The organism is Agrobacterium sp. rho-8.1 (genome assembly GCF_033957725.1).
In the GTDB taxonomy this organism is placed as follows: domain Bacteria; phylum Pseudomonadota; class Alphaproteobacteria; order Rhizobiales; family Rhizobiaceae; genus Agrobacterium.
In genome coordinates this window covers 1,172,462-1,194,951 of sequence record NZ_CP192788.1, presented here as the reverse complement: position 1 = coordinate 1,194,951, position 22,490 = coordinate 1,172,462, and the positions used below count along the sequence as shown (strand labels likewise).

Sequence of the window (22,490 nt, the reverse complement as noted above, 5' to 3'; positions counted from 1 at the left end):
TGCTTTAAGCGGAAAGAACCAACGCTTTCACCGAACACCGTTCTGCTTCATCTTGGCGACGACGCCTCAGTTGCAGAACTTATGTTCTTGACCAAAGTTTTGCTCAAGATGCGAAGAAAATCAACAAATTCTTAACGCAAGACGCAATCGATCGCCCGTTATGGTTAAATTTCCCATCTTGAAACGTAGTATTTCATAAATCAGACGATTTCGATACAAAGAGAAACCTTTCTTATCGCATGGAACATATTCTGAAAAAGTTCTTTTTTATTTTGAAATGGCAGAATTATTCTGAATGAATAAAGCTCATCTAAAAAAATCGCCTATGTTTCATCATCCTTCACACTGTGGCTATTCTGCAAAATGCTGAGGGCGTCCGAACTGGCCCTTTTTTGGCTTTCGCGATAGTGAAGAGATTACATCGCGATCACAATTGTGATCTTCCAAAGTGATTGCTGTGGATAACCGTCACGAAACTCAAAGGCGATAGAATCGTCAGGCCGCAGCGGCACAGACGCGGTTACGGCCGGCGTTCTTTGCCTCATACAAGGCCTGGTCTGCATGGCGCATCAGCGCATCGGGCGTTTCCACGGACACAGCATTGCAGGCAATGCCCAGGGAGGCCGTGATGTGCAGTTCGCGGCCCGAGCGCAGCACGAAAGGCCTGTTCTCGATGATGAAGCGCAGTCGCTCGGCAACCGACGCCGCCATCTCCATGTCAGTATCTGGCATCACGACCACGAACTCTTCGCCGCCGTATCGGCAGGCGAGATCCGCACCACGCACGGTGGAACGCAGACGGGCAGCAAACTCGCGCAGTACCTCATCACCCGCATCGTGGCCATAGGTGTCATTCACACTCTTGAAACGATCAATATCCGTCATGCAGACCGCCAGTGCACGTCCGCGCGTTGCAGCCCGGTTGAACAGAACCCTGAGATGACTATCCAGATACCGGCGATTGTTGAGACCGGTGAGATCGTCGATGACGGCCATCTCCATGGTCTGGTTGAGGTTCTCACGCAGGCGCGTGTTGAAACGCTTGCGCTTGATCTGAGTCAGCGTGCGCGCCACGAGTTCGTTGGTATCCAGCGGACGCACGATGTAATCATTGACGCCGAGTTCCAGCGCTCGCACGATCATGGCCTCGTCGCCCTGTTCCGTCACCAGCAACAGCGGCAGGAAGCGTGTCCGCTCCAAAGAGCGCAGTTGCGAGCACAGGCGCAAGGGATCGAACTCATCGAAATTGGAGTTGACGATCACCATCTCGTAGTCGCCCTCGGCGGCCTCGAACAGTGCGTTGCCAGGCTCGGCAATTGCGCAGACGTCTGCGACCGGCTTCAATGCCTTGATGATGCGTTCCTGCGAGCTGGCACGGCCGTCCACAAGCAGAACACGACCGGGCAGTTCGATCTGTGAGTCTTCCGAGATGGGTTCGCCCACGCCAATCGTCTTGGCGGCCTCGGCACGAATGCGCAACTCGTCGCTCATGGTCTTCAAACGCACGAGGCTCTTGACACGAGAGATGAGCTGCAAGTCGTTGACGGGTTTTGTCAGGAAGTCATCGGCACCGGCCTTGAGGCCGCGTACCCTGTCGCTGGGCTGATCGAGGGCGGTGACCATGACAACGGGGATATGCGCCGTTGCCGGGTTGGCCTTCAGACGCTCGCAGACCTCGAAGCCATCCATGTCGGGCATCATGATGTCCAACAGGATGATGTCGACCTGCTCACTGGCGCAGATCGCCAGAGCCTTGGCGCCATTGTCTGCGGAGATGACATCGAAATATTCCGCCGACAAACGCGCTTCGAGAAGCTTCACATTTGCTGCAATGTCATCAACGACCAGAATTCTCGCAGTCATCAGTTCAACCCTGTTTTACGCGTCGCCCAGATATGTCTTGATCGTCTCGATGAATTTCGGAACGGAAATCGGCTTGGAGACGTAGGCCTCGCATCCGCCCTGGCGAATGCGCTCCTCGTCACCCTTCATGGCAAAGGCCGTCACTGCGATCACAGGAATGACATGCAGTTCATCGTCTTCCTTCAGCCACTTCGTGACCTCCAGCCCGGAAACCTCCGGCAATTGAATGTCCATCAAGATCAGGTCGGGGCGGTGTTTGCGCGCAAGCTCAAGCGCTTCCATGCCGTTGCGGGTCTGGATGGTGGTATAACCGGACGCCTCGATCAGATCACGAAAGAGCTTCATGTTCAGCTCGTTGTCTTCAACTATCATGACCTGTTTGGGCATGGGACCAGTCCTCGTTTCACTTTGAAACCGCTTCATTGACATATAGGGTGCCGAAGAACCGATTCCATTATCCCCCAGAAGTGGACGGTAGCCGGATTTGGTTGAGAAATAGGTAACTTCAGTAAACAAATGTCGCACGGTACAAAAAACGGTACTATCGGGGCTTCAAATGCCCATGAAATAGCAATCGCCATACTTGGCTGGCTTGCCAGCGAGCCGGATATGCTTGCACGATTTCTCGCACTGACCGGCATGCAGCCGAATATGTTGCGCCAGGCCGTCAACGATTCCGGCTTCCTGGCAGGCCTCACGGATTTCCTCATGAGCCACGAGCCAGACCTCATGGCGTTTTGCGAGGCAACCGGACGAAAACCTGAAGACGTGACCGCCGCCTGGCACCATTATTCCGGACCGGGCTTGGCATCCGGGGAATATTGAACCTGTGATTCCATGATGCTCCTTACTTGAGGACTATCTCATAACATAATATGGTGAGGGACGTTCTCTTTTTGTTTCCGAGCCATGGCCCCTCCACTTTTGAATTACGACCCCGGTTTTTGCCGTGACTGTCTGGCTGGCCAGCCGGAAGGCATCAGGCGTTGTCGCAGGTGCGGCAGCCCGCGCCTTGTCTATCATTCCGAGCTCTACGACCTCTCGATTGCCCATATCGATTGCGATGCGTTTTATGCTTCTGTCGAAAAACGCGACAACCCAGAGCTTGCCGACAAGCCCCTGATTATCGGTGGCGGCAAGCGGGGCGTTGTCTCCACGGCGTGTTATATCGCCCGCATCCACGGCGTCCGCTCGGCGATGCCCATGTTCAAAGCACTGGAGGCTTGCCCGCACGCGGTGGTGATCAAGCCTGACATGGAGAAATATGTGAAGGTGGGGCGGGAAATCCGTTCGATGATGCAGGATCTGACGCCTTTGGTCCAACCCATCTCCATCGATGAAGCTTTTCTCGATCTGTCCGGCACCGAGCGCCTACACCATGATCCACCAGCCCGCGTTCTCGCCAGCTTCGCGCGGCGCGTTCAAAATGAAATCGGCATTACCGTTTCAGTCGGGCTGTCCTATTGCAAGTTTCTGGCCAAAGTCGCGTCAGACCTGCAAAAGCCCCGCGGGTTTTCCGTCATCGGCGAGAAGGAGGCCATGTCGTTTCTTGGCCCTCGCCCCGTCACCACCATATGGGGCGTCGGCAAAGCCTTCGCCGCGACGCTGGAGGCGGATGGCATCCGCATGATTGCACAGTTGCAGGAGATGGACGAGGGTGACCTGATGCGTCGCTACGGCTCCATGGGGCAGCGCCTGTTTCGGCTGTCTCGCGGCATTGACGACCGCGATGTCCATACCAATGACCCCGCCAAGAGCGTATCTTCCGAAACCACATTCTTCAACGACATATCGCGGCACGAGGATCTCGTGTCGATCCTGCGATCCCTGTCTGAAAAAGTGGCGTGGCGACTGAAGAAGAACGGCGTCGCCGGGCACACCGTCGTTTTGAAGATGAAAACATCCGATTTCAAATCCCGTACCCGCAACAAGAGGCTGGAAGACCCGACGCAACTGGCCGATAAGATTTTTCGTACCGGCATTTCGCTGCTCGAAAAAGAAACCGATGGCACGAAATTCAGGCTGGTGGGTATTGGCGTTACCGATCTCTGCGACCCGACGCTTGCCGATCCACCGGACCTCGTCGACAAGCACGCGGGACGACGGGCGGCCGCTGAAGCTGCCATGGACAAGCTGCGCGACAAGTTCGGCAAGGGGGCGGTCGAAACCGGTTACACCTTCGGCACAAAAAAATGATCGACTGACACGGTCGTGACCAGCATTTAAAAGCTTCCTTAAATCAGAAGAGTTATTCTCCTGCGTGAACGGAGCTATTTCGCTTTTTCGGGCAGTTCCATACAGCTCCTGTGCCTTTCTTCGAAGGGCATGTTTTGTATTGCGTTGGAGTAAACATGATGTTGCGTGCGCTTTTGGGAGCCTGCCTCCTGTCGACTTCCGTGCTGGTACAGGCGGCCCTGGCTGGAGATGCCAAGAGCCTGCAAATCATCGTTTCCAAGGACGAACAGACGCTATCGCTTTATGAAGACGGCGCGCTGATCGCGACATCGAAAGTATCGAGTGGCAAGCCGGGTCATGGCACGCCAAGCGGCATCTTTTCCATTCTGGACAAGCGCAAATATCACGAATCCAACATTTACTCCGCAGCCCCCATGCCGTTCATGCAGCGGCTGACCTGGTCGGGTATAGCGCTTCACGAGGGCCATGTTCCAAACTACCCGGCGTCGCATGGCTGTATTCGCCTGCCCTCGAAATTTGCCAAACAACTCTTCGGCATGACGGCGCGTGGCGTGCATGTCATCGTTTCCGATAAGGTTGTCGTCCCTCGCCTCATCGACCACCCGACCCTTTTGCAGCCGAATGATGAACGACCCGGCGGCATGCTGCTCTCGGATGTCGAACTTCGGCCTGCAAACTTCGATGCCTCTTTGAAACTGGTGGAAGTTGCAGTGAACCAGACGACAAGCGCGATTAAGACCAAGGCGGCGCCGAAGAAAGACGGCGCACCGCTGCGCATTCTGATTACGCGGCGCGGCGAGCGGGAAAGGATCATGGATGTGCAGCGTCTGCTGACCAGCATCGGCTTCGACGCGGGTGTAGCGGATGGATATGCCGGACAGATGACGGTGAGCGCCATCAATGGTTTCAAGCGCTGGAAAGAGATGAAGACCACGGGTCCGCTCGTGACCGACGCCTTCGTCGATGCACTCTATGCCTCAGCTGGTGCACAGGAAGCACCGAACGGTCAATTGATGGTTCGGCAGGACTTCAAGCCGCTGTTTGAAGCGCCCATCCACATCAAGAACCCGGACATTGCGCTCGGTACGCATTTCTTCGAGATGATCGATATCGATAGTAATGGCAAGGCGGAATGGAACGGACTGACACTGGAAAATCATCTGCCAGCCGCTGCGCGCAAACGGTTGGGCATCGAAAGTGACGCACCGGAAGGGTCCGATCAGCTGAGTGCGGTTCTCGATCGTATCGATATTCCAGCCGATCTTCGAGAAAAGCTGGAAGCCGACCTTACGATCGGAAGCTCAATGACCGTTGCCGATCTCAGCCACGGTCTGGAAACCGGCGACGGCACGGATTTCATCACCATCACGCGCGACTGATTGCTGCCGACAGGCAACGCTTAAGCTGCAGGACGCCACCGCAAGCTGTGCGAGGCTGGAACCTGAATGTCTGCAACGGCGTTCAGGATTCACAACCTGACGCTTGGAGGCAACCCATGAACATTCAATATGTAGCCGCTGCAATTCTCGGACTGGCCTGCGTATCGGCCGCAGAATCCCCTCAAAATTACAGCGTCTATGCGGGTCCCGATGTGACGAGCGACCCCATTCTCGTGCAGGTTTATGACCGGGCGCTCGTGACATGCACCGCAGAAGCCAGCACGCCACCGCGCGGAACAGCCTACAACACGACGCTCTATTACAACACGGCGCTCCGCGCGTGCCTTTCCCGCCACGGCTTTATTGATCGCGGCAGAAATGCCTATCCGACCAACAGCCTGTTCTGAAACTGAATCAGCTTCGGCGTGCAAGCCGTTGATCTCACATCAGATCAACTCGACGTCGATGACACCGTTCGCGGATCTGAATGCCGCCCCGATCTCCGGCGAAATACGATATTTGCCGGGGAGCTCCACTTCAATTTCGCGTTGGCCATCGTCCTTGATGACGATGAAATAGACCGATCCATCGCCCCTGTTGAGGTGGTGAACGAGGCTTTTCAGAGGCCCGGAATCGCGCACATAGACGCGAAGCGCCTTTTGCATCTGGACGGATTTTTCTTCGAGAGATTGTGCGGTCTGGATGCGAAGGCCTATGCCCTCGGGACGTTCTTCCGCCTGCACTGTGATAACAAGGGATTTTCCAACTTCCAGCAATTCGCGGTATTGGGCCAGCCCTTCGGAAAACAGTACCGCCTCGTATTGGCCTGACGCATCCGAGAAGGTGGCGATTCCCATCTTGTTGCCGGTTCTCGTCTTGCGTTCCTGCTTGCCGGTGACAGTACCTGCCAGACGCCCAGCTGTCGCGCCCTGTTTCACCGCTGCCGTGAAATCGGAAATGTTCTGAACACGCAGCTTGTCGAGGATGGCGCGGTAGGTATCGAGCGGGTGGGCGGTGAGATAAAAGCCGAGGACCTGATATTCGCGCAGCAGCTTTTCCGAAGCGAGCCAAGGCTGAAAAGCAGGCAGAATGAGTTTTTCCGGACCGGTGGCAGCGCCCGAACCGAACATATCGTGCTGGCCGGTGACGCGACTTTCCTGCGCGCGCTGCGAATAACCGATGATGCGGTCGAGCCCGCCCAGGAGTTCGGCGCGATCTCTGCCAAAACAATCGAAGGCCCCGGCGTTGATTAGGCTTTCCAGCACGCGGCGGTTGACCTGTTTTGGGTCGATCCGCAGGCAGAAATCCTCAAGGCTGTTGAAGGGCTTTTCGCCGCGCACGTCCACGATGTGATCGACCGCACCCTCGCCCACGCCCTTCAGCGCGGCCAGCGAATAATAGATGCGGTTTTCGCCCGGCTCGAACCGGCGGTGCGATGTCTGCACCGACGGCGCGACGATCTCGATGCCCATGCGGCCCGCATCCTGGCGGAAATCATTCAATTTTTCAGTGTTGGCCATATCCAGCGTCATGGAGGCCGCGAGGAACTCCACCGGGAAATGCGCCTTCATATAAGCTGTCTGATAAGAGACAATGGCGTAGGCGGCGGCGTGGGATTTGTTGAAGCCGTAATTCGCGAACTTCGCAAGCAGGTCGAAGATGGTGTTGGACTGCGCCTTCGAGACATCGTTGCGCATCGCGCCCTCGACGAAACGTTCGCGCTGCTGGTCCATCTCCTCCTTGATCTTCTTACCCATGGCGCGGCGCAGAAGATCGGCTTCGCCCAGCGAGTAGCCGGACAGAACCTGGGCGATCTGCATCACCTGCTCCTGATAGACGATCACGCCCTGCGTTTCTTTCAGCAGATTGTCGATGGTCGGGTGGATCGATTCGATCTCTTCTTCGCCATGCTTGCGGGCATTGTAGACCGGAATGTTTTCCATCGGACCCGGGCGATACAGCGCCACCAGCGCGATAATGTCCTCGATGCAGTCGGGCCGCATGCCGATCAGCGCCTTGCGCATGCCGGCACTTTCCACCTGGAACACGCCGATGGTTTCACCACGCGACAGCATCTCGTAGGTTTTCGCGTCCTCTAGCGGAATGGCCGCCAGATCGACGGTTGAACCCCGTCTAGCAACGAAGTCCACGGCAACCTTGAGAACGGTCAGCGTTTTCAGGCCGAGAAAGTCGAATTTGACCAGACCGGCGCTTTCCACCCACTTCATGTTGAACTGGGTGACGGGCATATCCGAGCGCGGGTCGCGATACATCGGCACGAGCTTGGACAGCGGCCGGTCACCAATGACGATACCGGCGGCGTGGGTGGATGCGTGGCGGTAAAGTCCTTCGATTTTCTGGGCGATATCAAGAAGCCGGGCAACGACCGGCTCCTTGTCTGCCTCTTCCTGAAAGCGGGGCTCTTCCTCGATGGCCTTGGACAGCGTCGTCGGATTGGCCGGATTGTTGGGCACCAGCTTGCAGATTCGGTCGACCTGACCGTATGGCATTTCGAGCACGCGACCGACGTCGCGCAACGCGGCACGCGCTTGCAGCGAACCGAAGGTGATGATCTGCGCCACCTGCTCCCGTCCATACTTTTTCTGAACGTAGCGGATCACCTCTTCGCGGCGGTCCTGGCAGAAGTCGATATCGAAGTCGGGCATCGATACGCGTTCCGGGTTGAGGAAGCGTTCGAACAGCAGCGAGAAGCGAAGCGGATCGACGTCGGTGATGGTCAGTGCATAGGCCACCAGCGAGCCAGCACCAGAACCACGACCGGGACCGACCGGGATATCCTGGTTCTTGGCCCATTTGATGAAGTCGGCAACGATGAGAAAGTAGCCCGGAAACTTCATGCGCTCGATGACGCCCAGTTCGAAGTCCAGACGGTCCCGGTACTCCTGCTCGATATAACCCGGCGCCATACCCAGCGTGGCCAACCGCTGGTCCAGACCTTCCATGGCCTGACGTCGCAGTTCAGCACCTTCGGCACGGTCAGCTTCGTCCGGGTCTTCACTCGCGCCGGTAAAACGCGGCAGGATCGGCCCGCGCTTCTTGAGCACGTAAGAGCAGCGTTGCGCGATCTCGACGGTATTTTCCAGCGCTTCCGGAATATCGGCAAACAACGCCATCATCTCGTCGCGGCTCTTGAGATAATGGTCCGGTGTCAGACGAAAGCGGCTATCATCGGAAACAATGGCGTTATGGGCGACGGCCATCAGTGCATCATGGGCATCATAATCGGAACGTGACGGAAAAAACGCCTCGTTGGTGGCAACGAGAGGCAGGTCGTGCTCATAGGCCAGCGCCATCATGCGGCGCTCATGCGCGCGATCAAAATTTCCCTGACGCTGCAACTCGATATAGAGACGATCACCAAACAGGCTTTTCAGGGCCAAGAGTCGTTTCGTCGCCTGGGAGACATGCCCCTCCTTCAGAGACATATCGATAGGCCCACCTGAGGCACCGGTCAAAACGATAAGACCGGAATTGTCGGCCTCTTCCAGCCACGCCTTGGTGATGCAAACGGAACCCGCAGTTTCACCATCGAGATAGGCACGGCTGATCAGATCGACCAGCCGCTCATAGCCCTGCGCGTCTGCGGCAAGCACGACGATGGACGGCAGCTTCGCAAGATTGTTCTGCCCGCGCTTGTCATCGGAGGCATCCTGCATATCGATGGACATCTGGCAGCCGATGATCGGCTGCAGGCCCTCGTCACGCGCTTTTTCGGAAAACTCCAGCGCGATGAAAAGATTGTTCGTGTCGGTAATCGCGATGGCAGGCTGGCTATCGGCCAAGGCCTTGGCCATGATCCTTTTCAATGGCAATGCGCCCTCGAGCAGGGAATAGGCAGAGTGCACCCGAAGGTGAACGAAGCCGGGCGTCTTCAAGATTTTTCCGGCCATGCTGCCGTTTGCTGAAATCTCGCCCATCTTACACAATCCCGCCATTCTGAGTCCGGGGGATTTTCGGATTTTCCAGAGGCAAAGTCCACTGCCTCAGTTCATCTTTACATGCCATTTCCGTTAGAAACGACGATGGCACATCACATGGAAGTGAGGATAACCGAGAAGCTGGCAACGAAAACGGCGATGGAAGCGAAGGCGGCGATGTCACGGATGATGTCGGTCATTTGTCTCTCCATACTCTTTATGTTCTAACTTTGTTCTCATTTCGTTTCACTGTCAACTGCTTATTTTCATGCTTCGTCTTGTCAACGCACGTGGAGTCGTGATGGTTCCGCATGCGATTCGTTCCAAACCGTTGACTCCCAAACGAAAAACCCTGCGCAACATGGTGGTGCGCAGGGTTTGCCAAAAAAAATGGGAGCTTAAGCTGCCGAGCAGCGGCGGCGATCAGAACTCGACGATCTTGCCTTCGTTCAATGTCACACGACGGTCCATGCGACCTGCGAGCTCGTGGTTGTGGGTGGCGATCAGGGCCGCGAGACCCGACTGGCGAACCAGTGCTTCCAGTGCACCAAATACATAGGACGCCGTTTCCGGATCGAGGTTACCGGTCGGCTCGTCTGCCAGAAGCAGAAGCGGCGCGTTGGCGACCGCGCGGGCGATGGCGACACGCTGCTGCTCTCCGCCTGACAATTCGGACGGGCGGTGATCGCCGCGATGGCCGATGCGCATGTAATCGAGAAGCGCGCTGGCACGTTCCTTGGCCTCGGAATGCGGTAGGCCTAAAATGAGCTGCGGCATCATGATGTTTTCGAGCGCGGTGAATTCCGGCAGCAAATGGTGGAACTGGTAGACGAAGCCGATATCGCTGCGACGGATCAGAGTGCGCTGTTCGTCCGTAAGGTCGCCGCAGGACCTTCCGTTGACGAAGACTTCGCCAGCATCCGGGTGTTCCAAGAGGCCCGCCAGATGCAGCAGCGTGGATTTGCCGGTGCCGGACGGCGCGACAAGCGCGACGATCTCGCCGCTCCTCAACTCCAGATCGGCATTCTTCAAAATAGACAGGCTGTGCTCGCCCTGCCCGTATGTCCGTTCCACGCCCTTGAGCCGCAACGCTATTTTCTGTGCCATGGTGTGATGCGGTCCTTATTCGTAACGCAGGGCCTGGACAGGGTCGAGCTTGGAAGCCCGCCAGGCCGGAAAGATCGTTGCCAGGAATGACAGGCCCAGCGCCATGATGACGACCGTCATCGTCTCGCTCAGTTGCATTTCCGCCGGAAGCTGGCTGAGGAAATAGAGCTGCGGATCGAACAGCACGGTGCCTGAAATCCACGAGAAGAACTGGCGGATCGATTCTACATTGAGGCAGACGAGAACGCCGAGGCCAACGCCCGCAAATGTGCCGACGATGCCGATGGCCGCGCCCGTCATGAAGAAGATGCGCATGATGGAGCCGGCGCTGGCGCCCATCGTTCGCAGAATCGCGATGTCACTGCCCTTGTCCTTCACCAGCATGATGAGGCCGGAAATGATGTTGAGGGCGGCCACCAGGACGATGAGCGTCAGGATCATGAACATCACGTTTCGCTCCACCTGAAGGGCGGAAAAGAACGTCTGGTTTCGCTGTCGCCAGTCGGTGATATAGATCTGTCGTCCCGCTGCCGCTTCAACCAATGGCCTGATGCCATCGACATTATCCGGGTGCGTGACGAAGAGCTCGATAGACTGGACGATGCCTTCGGCGTTGAAATAAAGCTGCGCCTCGGAAAGCGGCATATAGATCATCGACGCGTCATATTCCGACATGCCAATCTCGAACACGCCCGAGATCGTGTAGGATTTGACACGCGGATTGACGCCCATCGGGGTCACGTCACCTTCCGGTGATATCAGGGTAATCTGGTCGCCTGCTGTCACTCCGAGCGAAGACGCGAGCCGAGAGCCGACCAGGACACCCTGCCCCGACATGTAACCGACGAGATCGCCGGTCTTGATGTTGCCGGAGACTTCCTTGATCTTCTCGATGTCTTCAGAACGGACGCCGCGCACCAGAGCGCCACTGCCCGCACCGCCGCGACCAGAGGCCAGCGTCTGTCCCTCGACCAATGGCAGCGCCATGGTGACACCGGGAACGGCGGCGAATTTCTTGGCGAGATCGTCATAGTCCTTCAACGGCGCGTCGATGGGCTGGACGATCATGTGGCCGTTAATACCGAGAATGCGGGAAATCAGCTCCGTGCGGAAACCGTTCATCACCGCCATGACGATGATGAGCGTTGCCACGCCCAGCATGATGCCGACGAAGGAAAACCCTGCGATGACGGAAATGAACGCTTCCTTGCGGCGCGAGCGCAGGTAGCGCCAAGCCACCATGCGCTCGAAGGCCGAAAATGGTCGGGCGGCCTTGTCCTTTACGGATGGGCCTGCGCCGTTATCAGCCTCGGCTTTTGCCATGTCGTCTCCTTATCGGCTTTTCAGCCAAGAACTCTGTTCATTGCCGCTTCGACTGTCACGGTTTCGCGTGCGCCGGTCTTGCGGTCCTTGACTTCGACCTCACCAGCAGCAATGCCGCGCGGACCGACGATGACCTGCACCGGAATGCCGATAAGATCGGCTGTCGCGAATTTCTGGCCTGCACGGTCGTCCGTATCGTCGTACAACACATCCTTGCCGGCATTGGTCAGCGAATAATACAGCTTTTCGCAGGCCGCATCGCAGGCGGCGTCGCCAGCCTTCATGTTGATGATGACGACATCGAAAGGAGCAACCGATTCTGGCCAGATGATTCCGTTCTCATCATGCGATGCTTCAATGATGGCGGGAACAAGGCGCGTGGGGCCAATGCCATAGGAACCCATGTGGACAAGGTGTTCCTTGCCATCGGGACCCTGAACCTTGGCGCCCATCGGCTCGGAATATTTCGTGCCGAAATAGAAGATGTGCCCAACTTCGATGCCGCGTGCAGACAGGCGTTCGCCTTCTGGAATAGCGTCGAACGCAGCCGCATCGTGCATTTCAGACGTGGCGGCGTAATCGGTCGTCCACTCGTTGAAGATACCCTGCAAGCCATCAACATTGTCGAAATCAGTATCGTCGGACGGAATGCCGCGATCCAGGAAGCTCTTGTGGCAGAACACTTCGGATTCGCCCGTATCAGCCAGAATGATGAATTCGTGGCTGTGGTTGCCACCGATCGGGCCGGTATCGGCGCGCATGGGGATGGCCCGCAGACCGAGGCGCGAGAAGGTGCGCAGGTACGCGGTGAACATCTTGTTATAGGAGTGGATCGCGTCTTCCTTGGTCAGATCGAAGGAATAGGCATCCTTCATGAGGAACTCGCGAGAGCGCATGGTGCCAAAACGGGGGCGAACCTCGTCACGGAACTTGAGCTGAATGTGGTAGAGGTTCAGCGGCAGGCTCTTGTAGGACTTCACGTAGGACCGGAAAATGTCGGTGATCATCTCTTCATTGGTCGGGCCATAGAGCATGGCGCGATCCTGACGGTCCTTGATCCGCAGCATTTCCTTGCCGTAATCATCATAACGACCGCTCTCCTGCCAAAGATCTGCTGTCTGAAGTGTCGGCATCAGCAACTCGATGGCACCGGAACGATCCTGCTCTTCGCGAACGATCTTGTTGACCTTGTCCAGCACGCGCTTGCCCAGCGGCAGCCAGGAGTAAATGCCCTGGCTCTGCTGACGGACCATGCCCGCACGCAACATGAGGCGGTGCGAGACGATTTCCGCTTCCTTGGGATTTTCCTTGAGGATGGGCAAAAAGTAACGGCTGAGACGCATGGGTGTTTCCATTCTGTGACGACGCCCCTCATATGCGCGGGAATCGCCGGAATAACGGGATATTTGCGCCGTACATAGCGGTTTCCGCACCAGAAGGAAACCCGCAGGACGAGGCCTCCTCATCCTTGTTACCTGAGTCTTTTTAGAGGCCCACCTGAACCCTTCATTCCCACGAAAACTCGCCGGCGACGTGCAAAAACTGCGCAGCGAAATTCCTTCGTGGCGGTTTTACGACAATTTTATGAGACAGCTTTCGCCCCTGAACGGTTACAGGAGGAATAATTTTGCCGTGCACGTGCGACATATCGCATCAAGAGGAATTTTTTGCCGACTGTAACAAAAATGCAAAAAAATTAATGACAAGGTTTAATGTTTGGGCTAGTTTCAGCTCACAAAAGAGGCAAGGAGTTTAAATTCTTGTCTATTTCGCGGTCAGTCTTGGGAGGATGAGATCTTAGGCGCGTTCATTCGCTGCCCCGGTAACGGTTACAGATCACGCGAAACTGAAAAACAAGGCTGAAAAGCCTTGTTTTTTTTTGCTTTTTTGAAAATCACTCCAAAATTGCGACTTCAATCAAGGCAAATCCAAGGCTGTCAATTAGGCTTCCGTAGATCAGCCCGCTGTATCCCGGTCATACATGACAAGCGGATGACAGAAATCAGTCATAAACGGGAATAATCCGTGGCAGGTCATCCATGGTAAAGCCGAAGTACCATGTGGCTGCATACCAGACGCCGCAAATCGCGAGCGACATCAGCGTCGTCAGCAGCACGATCTTGCCGCCCTTGAAGCGGGTGGGCGCACTGGCCACTGTCCCCAGCGCAACGTCCCCATCTTCAGACTGCGTGCGCAGGCCGATTGGCAAGACGATGAAGAGGACCGTCCACCAGACGATGAAAAAGACGGCGAAAGCCGAAAGCCATTGCATGCGCTAAACCTCCCGCGTCGAATGACGCCCTATACCAAGCTTTCAGAGCTGTAGGCGACAAGCGTCAAACCTGTTCCAGCTCTATCAATGTGCCGAAAAAATCCTTGGGATGCAGGAATAGGACCGGCTTGCCATGCGCCCCGATCTTAGGGTCTCCCTCACCCAATACCCTAGCACCATCCGCCTTGAGACGGTCTCTGGCCGCGATGATATCGACAACCTCGTAGCAGATGTGATGCATGCCGCCGGACGGGTTCTTGTCCAGAAAAGCCGCGATGGGAGAGCTTTCGCCCAGCGGTTCCAGCAGTTCCACCTTGGTGTTCGGAAGGTTCACGAAAACAACCGTGACGCCGTGCTCGGGCAAAACCTGCGGTTGGGAAACCGCAGCGCCCAGCGTATCGCGATACGTGGCAACAGCCGCGGCCAGATCCGGCACGGCTATCGCGATATGGTTGATACGACCCAGCATGTTTCCCTCCGCAAACGGCTAATGAAACCGGCTCACACCTTGGTGACGAAGACGGTGACGATCGGCTTCTTGCCCCAGACCTGATTGGCGGTGGCGCGAACAGCGCGGCGGATGGACTCCCGCACAATGTTCAAGTCCTTGCGACGGGCACGAGGAATGCTTTCGACGGCACCCAGAACCGCATCATAGAGTGTGTCCTCCATGGCTTCGCCTTCATCGTCGAATTCCGGCAGGCCGAACGGCACAACGTCTGGATCGCCCTGGAAATCGAAGCGGCTGTCGAGCAGAACATTGATCGAGACGTGACCGGCAAAGGACAGCTTGCGACGATCGCCGATGCCCATTTCTTCGAAATCACCCAGCAAACGGCCATCCTTGAAGACACGGCCATGTGGCGCGTCATCGATCACCTCGGCTGGACCGGGTGCCAGACGCAGGACATTACCGTTGCGAACTTTTGGAACTTGTCCGATGCCAGCCTGCTCGGCCAACAACTTCTGTGCCACCAGATGCGCGGCTTCGCCGTGCACGGGAACCAAAATCTGCGGCTTGACCCACTCGTACATTTGCAAAAGTTCGCTGCGACGCGGGTGACCGGACACGTGCACCAAGGCTTCGTTATCGGTGATGATGTGAACGCCCTGTTCGATCAGGCCGTTCTTGATGTCCTGAATGGCTTTTTCATTGCCGGGAATGGCACGAGATGAAAAGACGACCGTATCGCCCGACGCCAGAGCGACGTTGCGCATTTCGTCACGCGACAGTTTGGCAAGAGCTGCACGCGATTCGCCCTGCGAACCGGTCAGGATGACGACGACTTTGTTGCGGGGGATGTAACCGAATTCATCTTCGGCCAGAAACGGCTTGATGCCCTCCATAATGCCGAGGTCCTGCGAAACATTGACGACGCGTTTCAGCGAGGAACCGAGCAAGAGCACTTCACGACCAGCCCGTTCGGCAGCCTGGGCGATGGACCGGATACGACCGACATTCGAGGAGAAGGTGGTGATCGCCACGCGTCCCTCGGCATTTTCGATGATCTGGCGAAGACCCTCCGACACCTCTTCTTCGGACGGCGAAACACCATCGCGCAGCGCGTTGGTGCTGTCGCACATCATGGCCAGCACGCCCTCTTCGCCGACGGCGCGGAAACGCGCTTCATCGGTGAAAGGCCCGAGCGACGGCGCATGATCGATCTTCCAGTCGCCCGTATGAACGGCATTGCCGAGCGGGGTGCGGATGACGAGCGACATGGGTTCGGGGATCGAGTGGTTGACGCCGATGGCCTCGATCTCGAAGGGGCCGACATTGATGCGGTCACCCGCCTTGAACGGCGTGATCGGAATTTCGGCGCGGGTGCCTTCGTAATTGCGCTTGGCTTCCAGCATGCCAGCGGTGAAGCCCGATGCGTAAACCGGGACCTTGAGGCTTGGCCACAGATCATTCAGCGCGCCATAATGGTCTTCATGCGCGTGGGTTATGATGATGGCCTTGAGGTTTCCGCGCTGCTCTTCGATAAAACTGATATCCGGCAGCACGAGATCGATGCCGGGAAGATCGAGACCTGCAAAGGTCACGCCGCAATCCACCATGATCCATTGGCGCTTGGTCGCAGGACCGTAGCCGTAAAGGGCTAGGTTCATGCCGATTTCACCGACGCCACCGAGCGGCAGGAATACGAATTCGTCTTTTGTCGTCATAAGTATTTTTATCCAATCATGCCTTGCCCTGCCGCGTTCAAAGACGCGTGCAAGCCTGGCGAAAAAGCACCGTTTCATCTATCGCGCCGGTATGGCCGATGCGGGGCCAGGCGGGCGTCCTGCATTTACCGAGCAGCAGGAATGCTCCAGATCACGATGTCAAACCTCGGCGCTCAGGCACCGCACAATTCAACCGAAAAATACATCACCAGCAGCGATGGCGCGGACAGGTCCACCATCTTCTTCCAGCAGCAGGAAACCCTTATCATCAATTCCGGTAAAACGCCCATGGATAGAACGATCTGGCAAATTGACAGTGATCGGTTCTCCAATGCCACAGGCCGCAGCGCGCCATAGCCGCATGACTTCGGCAACGCCCTGCCCGCGATCCCACATGTCTAGGATATACGCGACTTCGCGGAAAAGATGGGCGAAAAGTTCATCCGGGCCGCAGGCCGCACCATGTTCGCCGAGCCGTGTGACAGGGTAAGCGGGATTATCGGGCATATGGGCGATGTTGATGCCGATGCCGATGACGAGCGCCGTGCGCCCATCCGGTAACGTTTCGGCTTCCATCAGAATACCGCAGGTCTTGTTGCGTCCGATGAGAATGTCGTTCGGCCATTTGATTTCAAGCGGCGCGCCACCGGCGGGCAGCACCGCACCCACAGCGCGATAGACCGCCAGAGCGAAGGCCAGAGGCAGGGAGCCAATGTGCTCCATGGAGGCGGGATTGATCAGAAGAAGAGAGGCGTAGAGATTGCCGGGCTCCGAAACCCAACGCCTGCCACGACGGCCACGGCCGCCGGTCTGCCTGTTGGCAGTCACCCAGAGATTGCCGGGGTCCCCTGCCCGTGCCCGAGTAAAGCACTCGATGTTGGTGGAAGATGTTTCCTCAAGAGACTCGTGCCGGAAGTCATCGACTGACACCCGGCCCGTTTTCATGCGTGTATCGCTCAAAAGAACGTCTTTGCTGCGACGGTGACAGCGTTGCTAAGCACGCCACCGAAGAGGATGAAGCCGAGAACGAAGAGTCCGGACAGCGCATAGACGATGCGCAATTCGCCAGCAGCCTTTTCAAAGCCACCCTTGGCGTCATCGAACCACATGAGCTTGACGATGCGCAGATAGTAATAAGCGCCGACGACCGAGGCGATCACGCCGATGATGGCGAGCGGGTAGAGATGCGCTTCGATGGCTGCGAGGAAGACGTAATACTTCCCGAAGAAGCCAGCCAGTGGCGGAATGCCTGCAAGCGAGAACATCATGATGGTCATGACCAGTGCCATGACGGGATTGGTGGACGCAAGCCCCGCCAGATCATCCACGTCCTCGACATTGCCAACGTCTTTGCGGCGCATGGCGAGAATGCAGGCGAACGTGCCGAGCGTCATGCCCATGTAGACCGCCATGTAGAGAAGCACACCCGCAACGCCGGACTGACTACCGGCGGCGAGACCCACCAGCGCGTAACCCATGTGGCTGATCGACGAATAGGCCATCAGACGCTTGATATTGCGCTGGCCGATGGCCGCGAAAGCACCGAGAAGCATGGAGGCAATAGAGATGAAGACGACGATCTGCTGCCAATCGGCAAAGACCGGCTGAAACGCGTCCACGACGATGCGAACGAAGATCGCCATGGCGCCGACTTTTGGCGCTGCGGCCAGAAATGCGGTCACCGTGGTGGGTGCACCCTCGTAAACGTCAGGCGTCCACATGTGGAAAGGAACGGCAGAAATCTTGAAGGCCAGACCGGCGAGAACGAAGACCAGACCAAAAACGAGGCCCAACGAGCGTGTCTCGGACGACAGCACAGCTGCGATTTCGGAAAAGCCTGTGTTGCCGGTGAAACCATAGACCAGCGACATGCCGTAGAGCAGCATGCCGGACGACAGTGCGCCGAGGACGAAGTATTTCAAACCGGCTTCGGTCGACCGCAGGCTTTCGCGGTTGATGGCGCAGATGACATAGAGGGCCAGCGACTGGAGTTCCAGCGCCATATAAAGCGAGATCAGGTTGTTGGCCGAGATCATCAGGAGAATGCCGAGCGTTGCCAGAACCAGCAACACCGGAAACTCGAAACGACCGATCGGCTCCACACGGCTATGGCCCACAGACATGATCATGGCAACGATGGCACCGATCAGCGCCAATACCTTCATGAAATTGCCGAAGGCATCGGCGACGTAAACGCCACCGAAGGCAAGGCCGCTTGCCGGCGCAAAAATGATCCACAGACCGACGACGACCAAGAGCGCTACGGCAAGACCCGTAACCGTGTTGGTCGACTTGTCCCCGGAGAAGACCCCAATCATGAGCAGCACCAGAGCGCCGACCGCAAGGATCAGCTCGGGCGTCGCGATGCGCAGACTGGCAAAAAGAATTTCAGCGGTCATGTCCTACGGGTCCTGTCGTCAGTTCAGAGAAAGCGCAACATTCTGCGCTGCCTGCAATGCGGCCGTATAATTATTGATCAGAAGGTCCACCGATGCTGCCGTCGCATCGAAAACCGGAGCCGGATAGACGCCGAAGAAAATCGTCAGCGCCACCAGCGGATAGAGAATGATCTTCTCGCGTGTCGAAAGGTCGAGCATGGATTTCAGGCTCTCCTTTTCCAGCGCACCGAAGATCACGCGGCGATAGAGCCACAGAGCGTAGGAGGCGGAAAGGATGACACCCGTCGCCGCAAACAGCGCAACCCATGTGTTGGCGCGGAACACACCGATGATCGTCAGGAATTCACCGACGAAACCGGACGTACCGGGCAGACCGACATTGGCCATGGTGAAGACCATAAAGGCCACCGCGTATTTCGGCATGTTGTTGACGAGACCGCCATAGGCAGAAATCTCGCGGGTGTGCAGACGGTCATAGACGACGCCAACGCAGAGGAAGAGCGCACCGGAGACGATACCGTGCGACAGCATCTGGAAGATGGCACCCTGCACGCCCTGAACATTGGCGGCGAAAATACCCATCGTCACGTAGCCCATGTGAGCGACAGACGAATAGGCGATCAGCTTCTTGATATCGTCCTGCATCATCGCGACCAGCGAGGTGTAGATGATGGCGATGACCGACAGCGTGAAGACGAAGGGCGCGAAATAGTCCGATGCAATCGGAAACATGGACAGCGAGAAACGGATGAAACCGTAACCACCGAGCTTGAGCATCACGCCCGCCAGAATGACTGAACCGGCGGTCGGTGCCTGAACGTGGGCATCCGGCAACCATGTGTGGACTGGCCACATCGGCATTTTGACCGCAAAGGCTGCAAAGCAGGCAAGCCAGAGCCATGTCTGCATGCTAGCTGGGAAGCCGTGTTTCAGAAGCTCCGTCATATCAGTCGTGCCAGCCTGCCAGTACATCGCCATGATGGCCAGCATGGTCAGGACGGAACCGAGCAGCGTGTAGAGGAAGAACTTGTAGGATGCATAAACGCGATCCTTGCCGCCCCACACGCCGATGATGATGAACATCGGGATCAGCGTGGCTTCGAAGAAGACGTAGAATAGAACTGTATCGAGCGCGACGAACACGCCGACCATGACGACTTCCAGGAGAAGGAAGGCAATCATGTATTCCTTGATGCGCTTTTCGATGGCGTTCCAGCTGGCCAGAACGCAGAACGGCATGAGGAATGTCGTCAGGATGACGAACAGCATGGAGATACCGTCGACACCGAGATGGTAGGCGGCGATATCACCAAACCAGGCGTGCTTTTCCACCATCTGAAAGCCCGGGTTCGAATTGTCGAAGCCGATCCAGATGAAAAGCGAAACGACGAACGTAAAAACCGTCGTCAGAAGCGATACGTTGAGCACGTTGCGGCGACCGAACGGGCCATTCGCATTCGTCAGAAGCAAGAGCACCACGCCGACGAGCGGCAGAAAGGTGACCGTTGAAAGAATAGGCCAATCGGTCATTACAGGGCACTCCCGAGCATCATCCAGGTAACAAGGCCGGCAATACCGATCAGCATCGCAAAGGCATAATGGTAGAGGTAGCCGGATTGCAGACGAACGACACGGTTGGTCACATCAGTCACGCGCGCGGCAATTCCGTTGGGTCCATAGTGGTCGATGACGGCGACGTCACCTTTTTTCCACAGGAAGCGGCCAAGCGCCTTTGCGGAACGTACGAAGAGGAAGTCGTAGAGTTCGTCGAAGTACCACTTGTTGAGCAGGAACTGGTAGAGGCCACGATGGGTCTCGGCCAGACGCTTCGGCGTCTCCGGCGACTTGATATAGAAGTACCAGGCAGTGATGAAGCCGAGCGCCATGGCGATGAACGGGCTCCACTTGACCCAAAGGGGGACGTGGTGGAACTCTTCGAGGATTTCGTTGGATGGAAGCGTGAACAGAGCACCCTTCCAGAATTCCGCATATTCCTCGCCGAAGAAATGCCCTTCGAAGACGACACCAGCGAGAACTGCACCAACGGTCAGCACGAAAAGCGGGATCAGCATGACCATCGGCGATTCATGCACATGATGCATGACATCTGCGGAAGCGCGTGGCTTGCCGAAGAAAGTCAGGAACGCCAGACGCCAGGAGTAGAAGCTGGTGAACAGCGCTGCGACAACCAGAAGCACGTAGGCAAAGCCGGCGACGGCATTGTGCGACGCATAAGCGGATTCGATGATGACGTCCTTAGAGAAGAAGCCGGCAAAGCCGAACATCGTGCCCGGAATACCAACGCCTGTCAGCGCCAGCGTACCGACCGTCATCGTCCAGAAGGTGATGGGGATGTGCTTGCGCAGGCCGCCCATGTGACGCATGTCCTGCTCGCCATCCACAGCGTGAATGACAGAACCGGCGCACAAGAAAAGCAGAGCCTTGAAGAAGGCGTGCGTGAAGAGGTGGAATACGGCTGCACCATAGGCACCAGCACCGAGCGCCACGAACATGTAGCCGAGCTGAGAACAGGTCGAATAGGCGATGACGCGCTTGATATCGTTCTGAACGAGACCGACCGTTGCCGCAAAGAACGCAGTGATCGCGCCGATCAGCATGACAACGGTGAGCGCCGTCTGTGACAGTTCGAAGATCGGCGACATGCGCGCAACGAGAAAGACGCCAGCCGTGACCATGGTTGCGGCGTGAATGAGCGCCGATACGGGTGTCGGGCCTTCCATCGCGTCCGGCAGCCACGTGTGCAGCAGGAACTGAGCCGACTTACCCATCGAGCCCATGAAGAGAAGCAGGCAAACGCCAGTGATTGCATTCGCCTTGTCCAGCTGCATCCCGAACAGATTGATGACGACATCTGTCGATGCTGCGCCATCGGCGGGCAGATACGTGCCGGCGGCCGCAAAGATCGTTTCGAAATTGACAGAGCCGAACAGGACGAACAGACCGGAGATGCCGAGGATGAAGCCAAAGTCACCAACGCGGTTGACGATGAAGGCTTTCATGGCAGCGGCAGAGGCAGATGGCTTCTTGTACCAGAAACCGATCAGCAGATAGGACGCCAGACCCACACCTTCCCAGCCGAAGAACATCTGCAACAGGTTGTCGGATGTGACCAGCATGAGCATGGCGAAAGTGAAAAGCGACAGGTAGGCGAAGAAGCGTGGACGATGCGGATCATGGTGCATGTAGCCGATGGAATACATGTGAACCAGAGTGGAGACCGTGTTGACGACGACGAACATCACGGCCGTCAGCGTGTCGATGCGGAACGCCCACTCGACATCGATGCCGCCAGACTGGATCCAGCGCAGCACGGTCACCTTGATCACTTCGCCGGGTTCGTGGCCCAAAAGCGCCACGTTGATGAAAACCACCCACGACAGGATCGCCACGATGATCATCAGACCCGTGGTCACATATTCAGACGCCTTGGCACCGATGGAGCGACCGAAAAGGCCAGCAATCAGGAAGCCGATCAGCGGAAGAAAGACGATAGCTTTGTAAATCATAGCCTTATCAGCCCTTCATCATATTGACGTCTTCCACGGCAATCGATCCGCGGTTGCGATAGAAGACAACGAGTATTGCAAGACCGATGGCAGCTTCCGCAGCCGCGACAGTCAGAATGAACAGAGCAAAGACCTGGCCGACGATATCGTTGAGGAACGACGAGAAGGCCACCATGTTGAGGTTGACTGCGAGCAGGATCAGTTCGATCGACATCAGAATGACGATGACGTTCTTGCGGTTGAGAAAGATACCGAAGATGCCGATCGTGAAGAGGACCGCGCTGACCGTGAGGTAATGGGAAAGACCGATTTCCATA

At 56.8% G+C, this 22,490-nt stretch carries 18 protein-coding genes; 4 read left to right on the top strand and 14 right to left on the bottom strand.

Annotated elements, in window-relative coordinates:
* Nucleotides 1–495: 495 nt before the first annotated feature.
* A complete protein-coding gene (locus RMR21_RS06025; RefSeq protein ID WP_498669771.1) occupies nt 496–1,863 on the bottom strand; it encodes a PleD family two-component system response regulator in 1,368 nt (455 codons plus the stop codon).
* A gap of 15 nt (nt 1,864–1,878) precedes the next feature.
* Entirely contained in the window at nt 1,879–2,250 is a 372-nt protein-coding gene (locus tag RMR21_RS06020; protein WP_034854043.1) for a response regulator, read from the bottom strand.
* A 129-nt stretch (nt 2,251–2,379) separates the two neighbouring features.
* Between RMR21_RS06020 and RMR21_RS06015 the strand changes: the two genes are divergently transcribed.
* From RMR21_RS06015 to RMR21_RS06000, 4 genes are all read left to right on the top strand, one after another.
* A complete protein-coding gene (locus tag RMR21_RS06015) occupies nt 2,380–2,688 on the top strand; it encodes a DUF3572 domain-containing protein (protein ID WP_498669770.1) in 309 nt (102 codons plus the stop codon).
* Between the two features lie 84 nt (nt 2,689–2,772).
* Complete coding sequence (locus tag RMR21_RS06010; RefSeq protein ID WP_498669769.1) at nt 2,773–4,059, top strand: DNA polymerase IV; 1,287 nt, start codon at nt 2,773–2,775, stop codon at nt 4,057–4,059.
* Nucleotides 4,060–4,214: 155 nt separating this feature from the next.
* The gene (locus tag RMR21_RS06005; RefSeq protein ID WP_498669768.1) at nt 4,215–5,438 is read left to right on the top strand and encodes a L,D-transpeptidase family protein; all 1,224 of its coding nucleotides are present in this window, start codon (nt 4,215–4,217) and stop codon (nt 5,436–5,438) included.
* A gap of 116 nt (nt 5,439–5,554) precedes the next feature.
* Nucleotides 5,555–5,845, top strand: a complete 291-nt coding sequence (locus tag RMR21_RS06000) for a hypothetical protein (RefSeq protein ID WP_498669767.1) — start codon at nt 5,555–5,557, stop codon at nt 5,843–5,845.
* Nucleotides 5,846–5,884: 39 nt separating this feature from the next.
* Here RMR21_RS06000 and dnaE read toward each other — a convergent pair whose 3' ends face one another.
* From dnaE to nuoK, 12 genes are all read right to left on the bottom strand, one after another.
* Nucleotides 5,885–9,376 (bottom strand): DNA polymerase III subunit alpha, encoded by a 3,492-nt coding sequence (gene dnaE / locus RMR21_RS05995; protein ID WP_498669766.1) that lies wholly within the window; start codon nt 9,374–9,376, stop codon nt 5,885–5,887.
* A 423-nt stretch (nt 9,377–9,799) separates the two neighbouring features.
* On the bottom strand, nt 9,800–10,483 hold the full coding sequence (locus RMR21_RS05990) for an ABC transporter ATP-binding protein (protein ID WP_498669765.1): 684 nt from the start codon (nt 10,481–10,483) through the stop codon (nt 9,800–9,802).
* A gap of 15 nt (nt 10,484–10,498) precedes the next feature.
* Nucleotides 10,499–11,806, bottom strand: coding sequence for a lipoprotein-releasing ABC transporter permease subunit (locus RMR21_RS05985; RefSeq protein ID WP_498669764.1), 1,308 nt, complete (start codon nt 11,804–11,806; stop codon nt 10,499–10,501).
* 20 nt (nt 11,807–11,826) lie between these two features.
* Nucleotides 11,827–13,149 (bottom strand): proline--tRNA ligase, encoded by a 1,323-nt coding sequence (gene proS, locus RMR21_RS05980; RefSeq protein WP_498669763.1) that lies wholly within the window; start codon nt 13,147–13,149, stop codon nt 11,827–11,829.
* 659 nt (nt 13,150–13,808) lie between these two features.
* Entirely contained in the window at nt 13,809–14,078 is a 270-nt protein-coding gene (locus RMR21_RS05975) for a DUF1467 family protein (RefSeq protein ID WP_498669762.1), read from the bottom strand.
* 64 nt (nt 14,079–14,142) lie between these two features.
* A complete protein-coding gene (gene mce / locus RMR21_RS05970; protein ID WP_498669761.1) occupies nt 14,143–14,547 on the bottom strand; it encodes a methylmalonyl-CoA epimerase in 405 nt (134 codons plus the stop codon).
* A 32-nt stretch (nt 14,548–14,579) separates the two neighbouring features.
* On the bottom strand, nt 14,580–16,247 hold the full coding sequence (locus RMR21_RS05965) for a ribonuclease J (RefSeq protein ID WP_498669760.1): 1,668 nt from the start codon (nt 16,245–16,247) through the stop codon (nt 14,580–14,582).
* A gap of 189 nt (nt 16,248–16,436) precedes the next feature.
* Nucleotides 16,437–17,192 (bottom strand): biotin--[acetyl-CoA-carboxylase] ligase, encoded by a 756-nt coding sequence (locus RMR21_RS05960; protein ID WP_498669759.1) that lies wholly within the window; start codon nt 17,190–17,192, stop codon nt 16,437–16,439.
* A gap of 11 nt (nt 17,193–17,203) precedes the next feature.
* Nucleotides 17,204–18,646 (bottom strand): NADH-quinone oxidoreductase subunit NuoN, encoded by a 1,443-nt coding sequence (gene nuoN, locus RMR21_RS05955; RefSeq protein ID WP_498669758.1) that lies wholly within the window; start codon nt 18,644–18,646, stop codon nt 17,204–17,206.
* An 18-nt stretch (nt 18,647–18,664) separates the two neighbouring features.
* Nucleotides 18,665–20,176, bottom strand: a complete 1,512-nt coding sequence (locus RMR21_RS05950) for an NADH-quinone oxidoreductase subunit M (RefSeq protein WP_498669757.1) — start codon at nt 20,174–20,176, stop codon at nt 18,665–18,667.
* Entirely contained in the window at nt 20,176–22,173 is a 1,998-nt protein-coding gene (gene nuoL, locus RMR21_RS05945; RefSeq protein ID WP_498669756.1) for an NADH-quinone oxidoreductase subunit L, read from the bottom strand. The genes RMR21_RS05950 and nuoL overlap by 1 nt, the downstream gene beginning before the upstream one ends.
* A 7-nt stretch (nt 22,174–22,180) precedes the next feature.
* Nucleotides 22,181–22,489 (bottom strand): NADH-quinone oxidoreductase subunit NuoK, encoded by a 309-nt coding sequence (nuoK, locus tag RMR21_RS05940; RefSeq protein ID WP_042619655.1) that lies wholly within the window; start codon nt 22,487–22,489, stop codon nt 22,181–22,183.
* Nucleotide 22,490 lies beyond the last annotated feature (1 nt).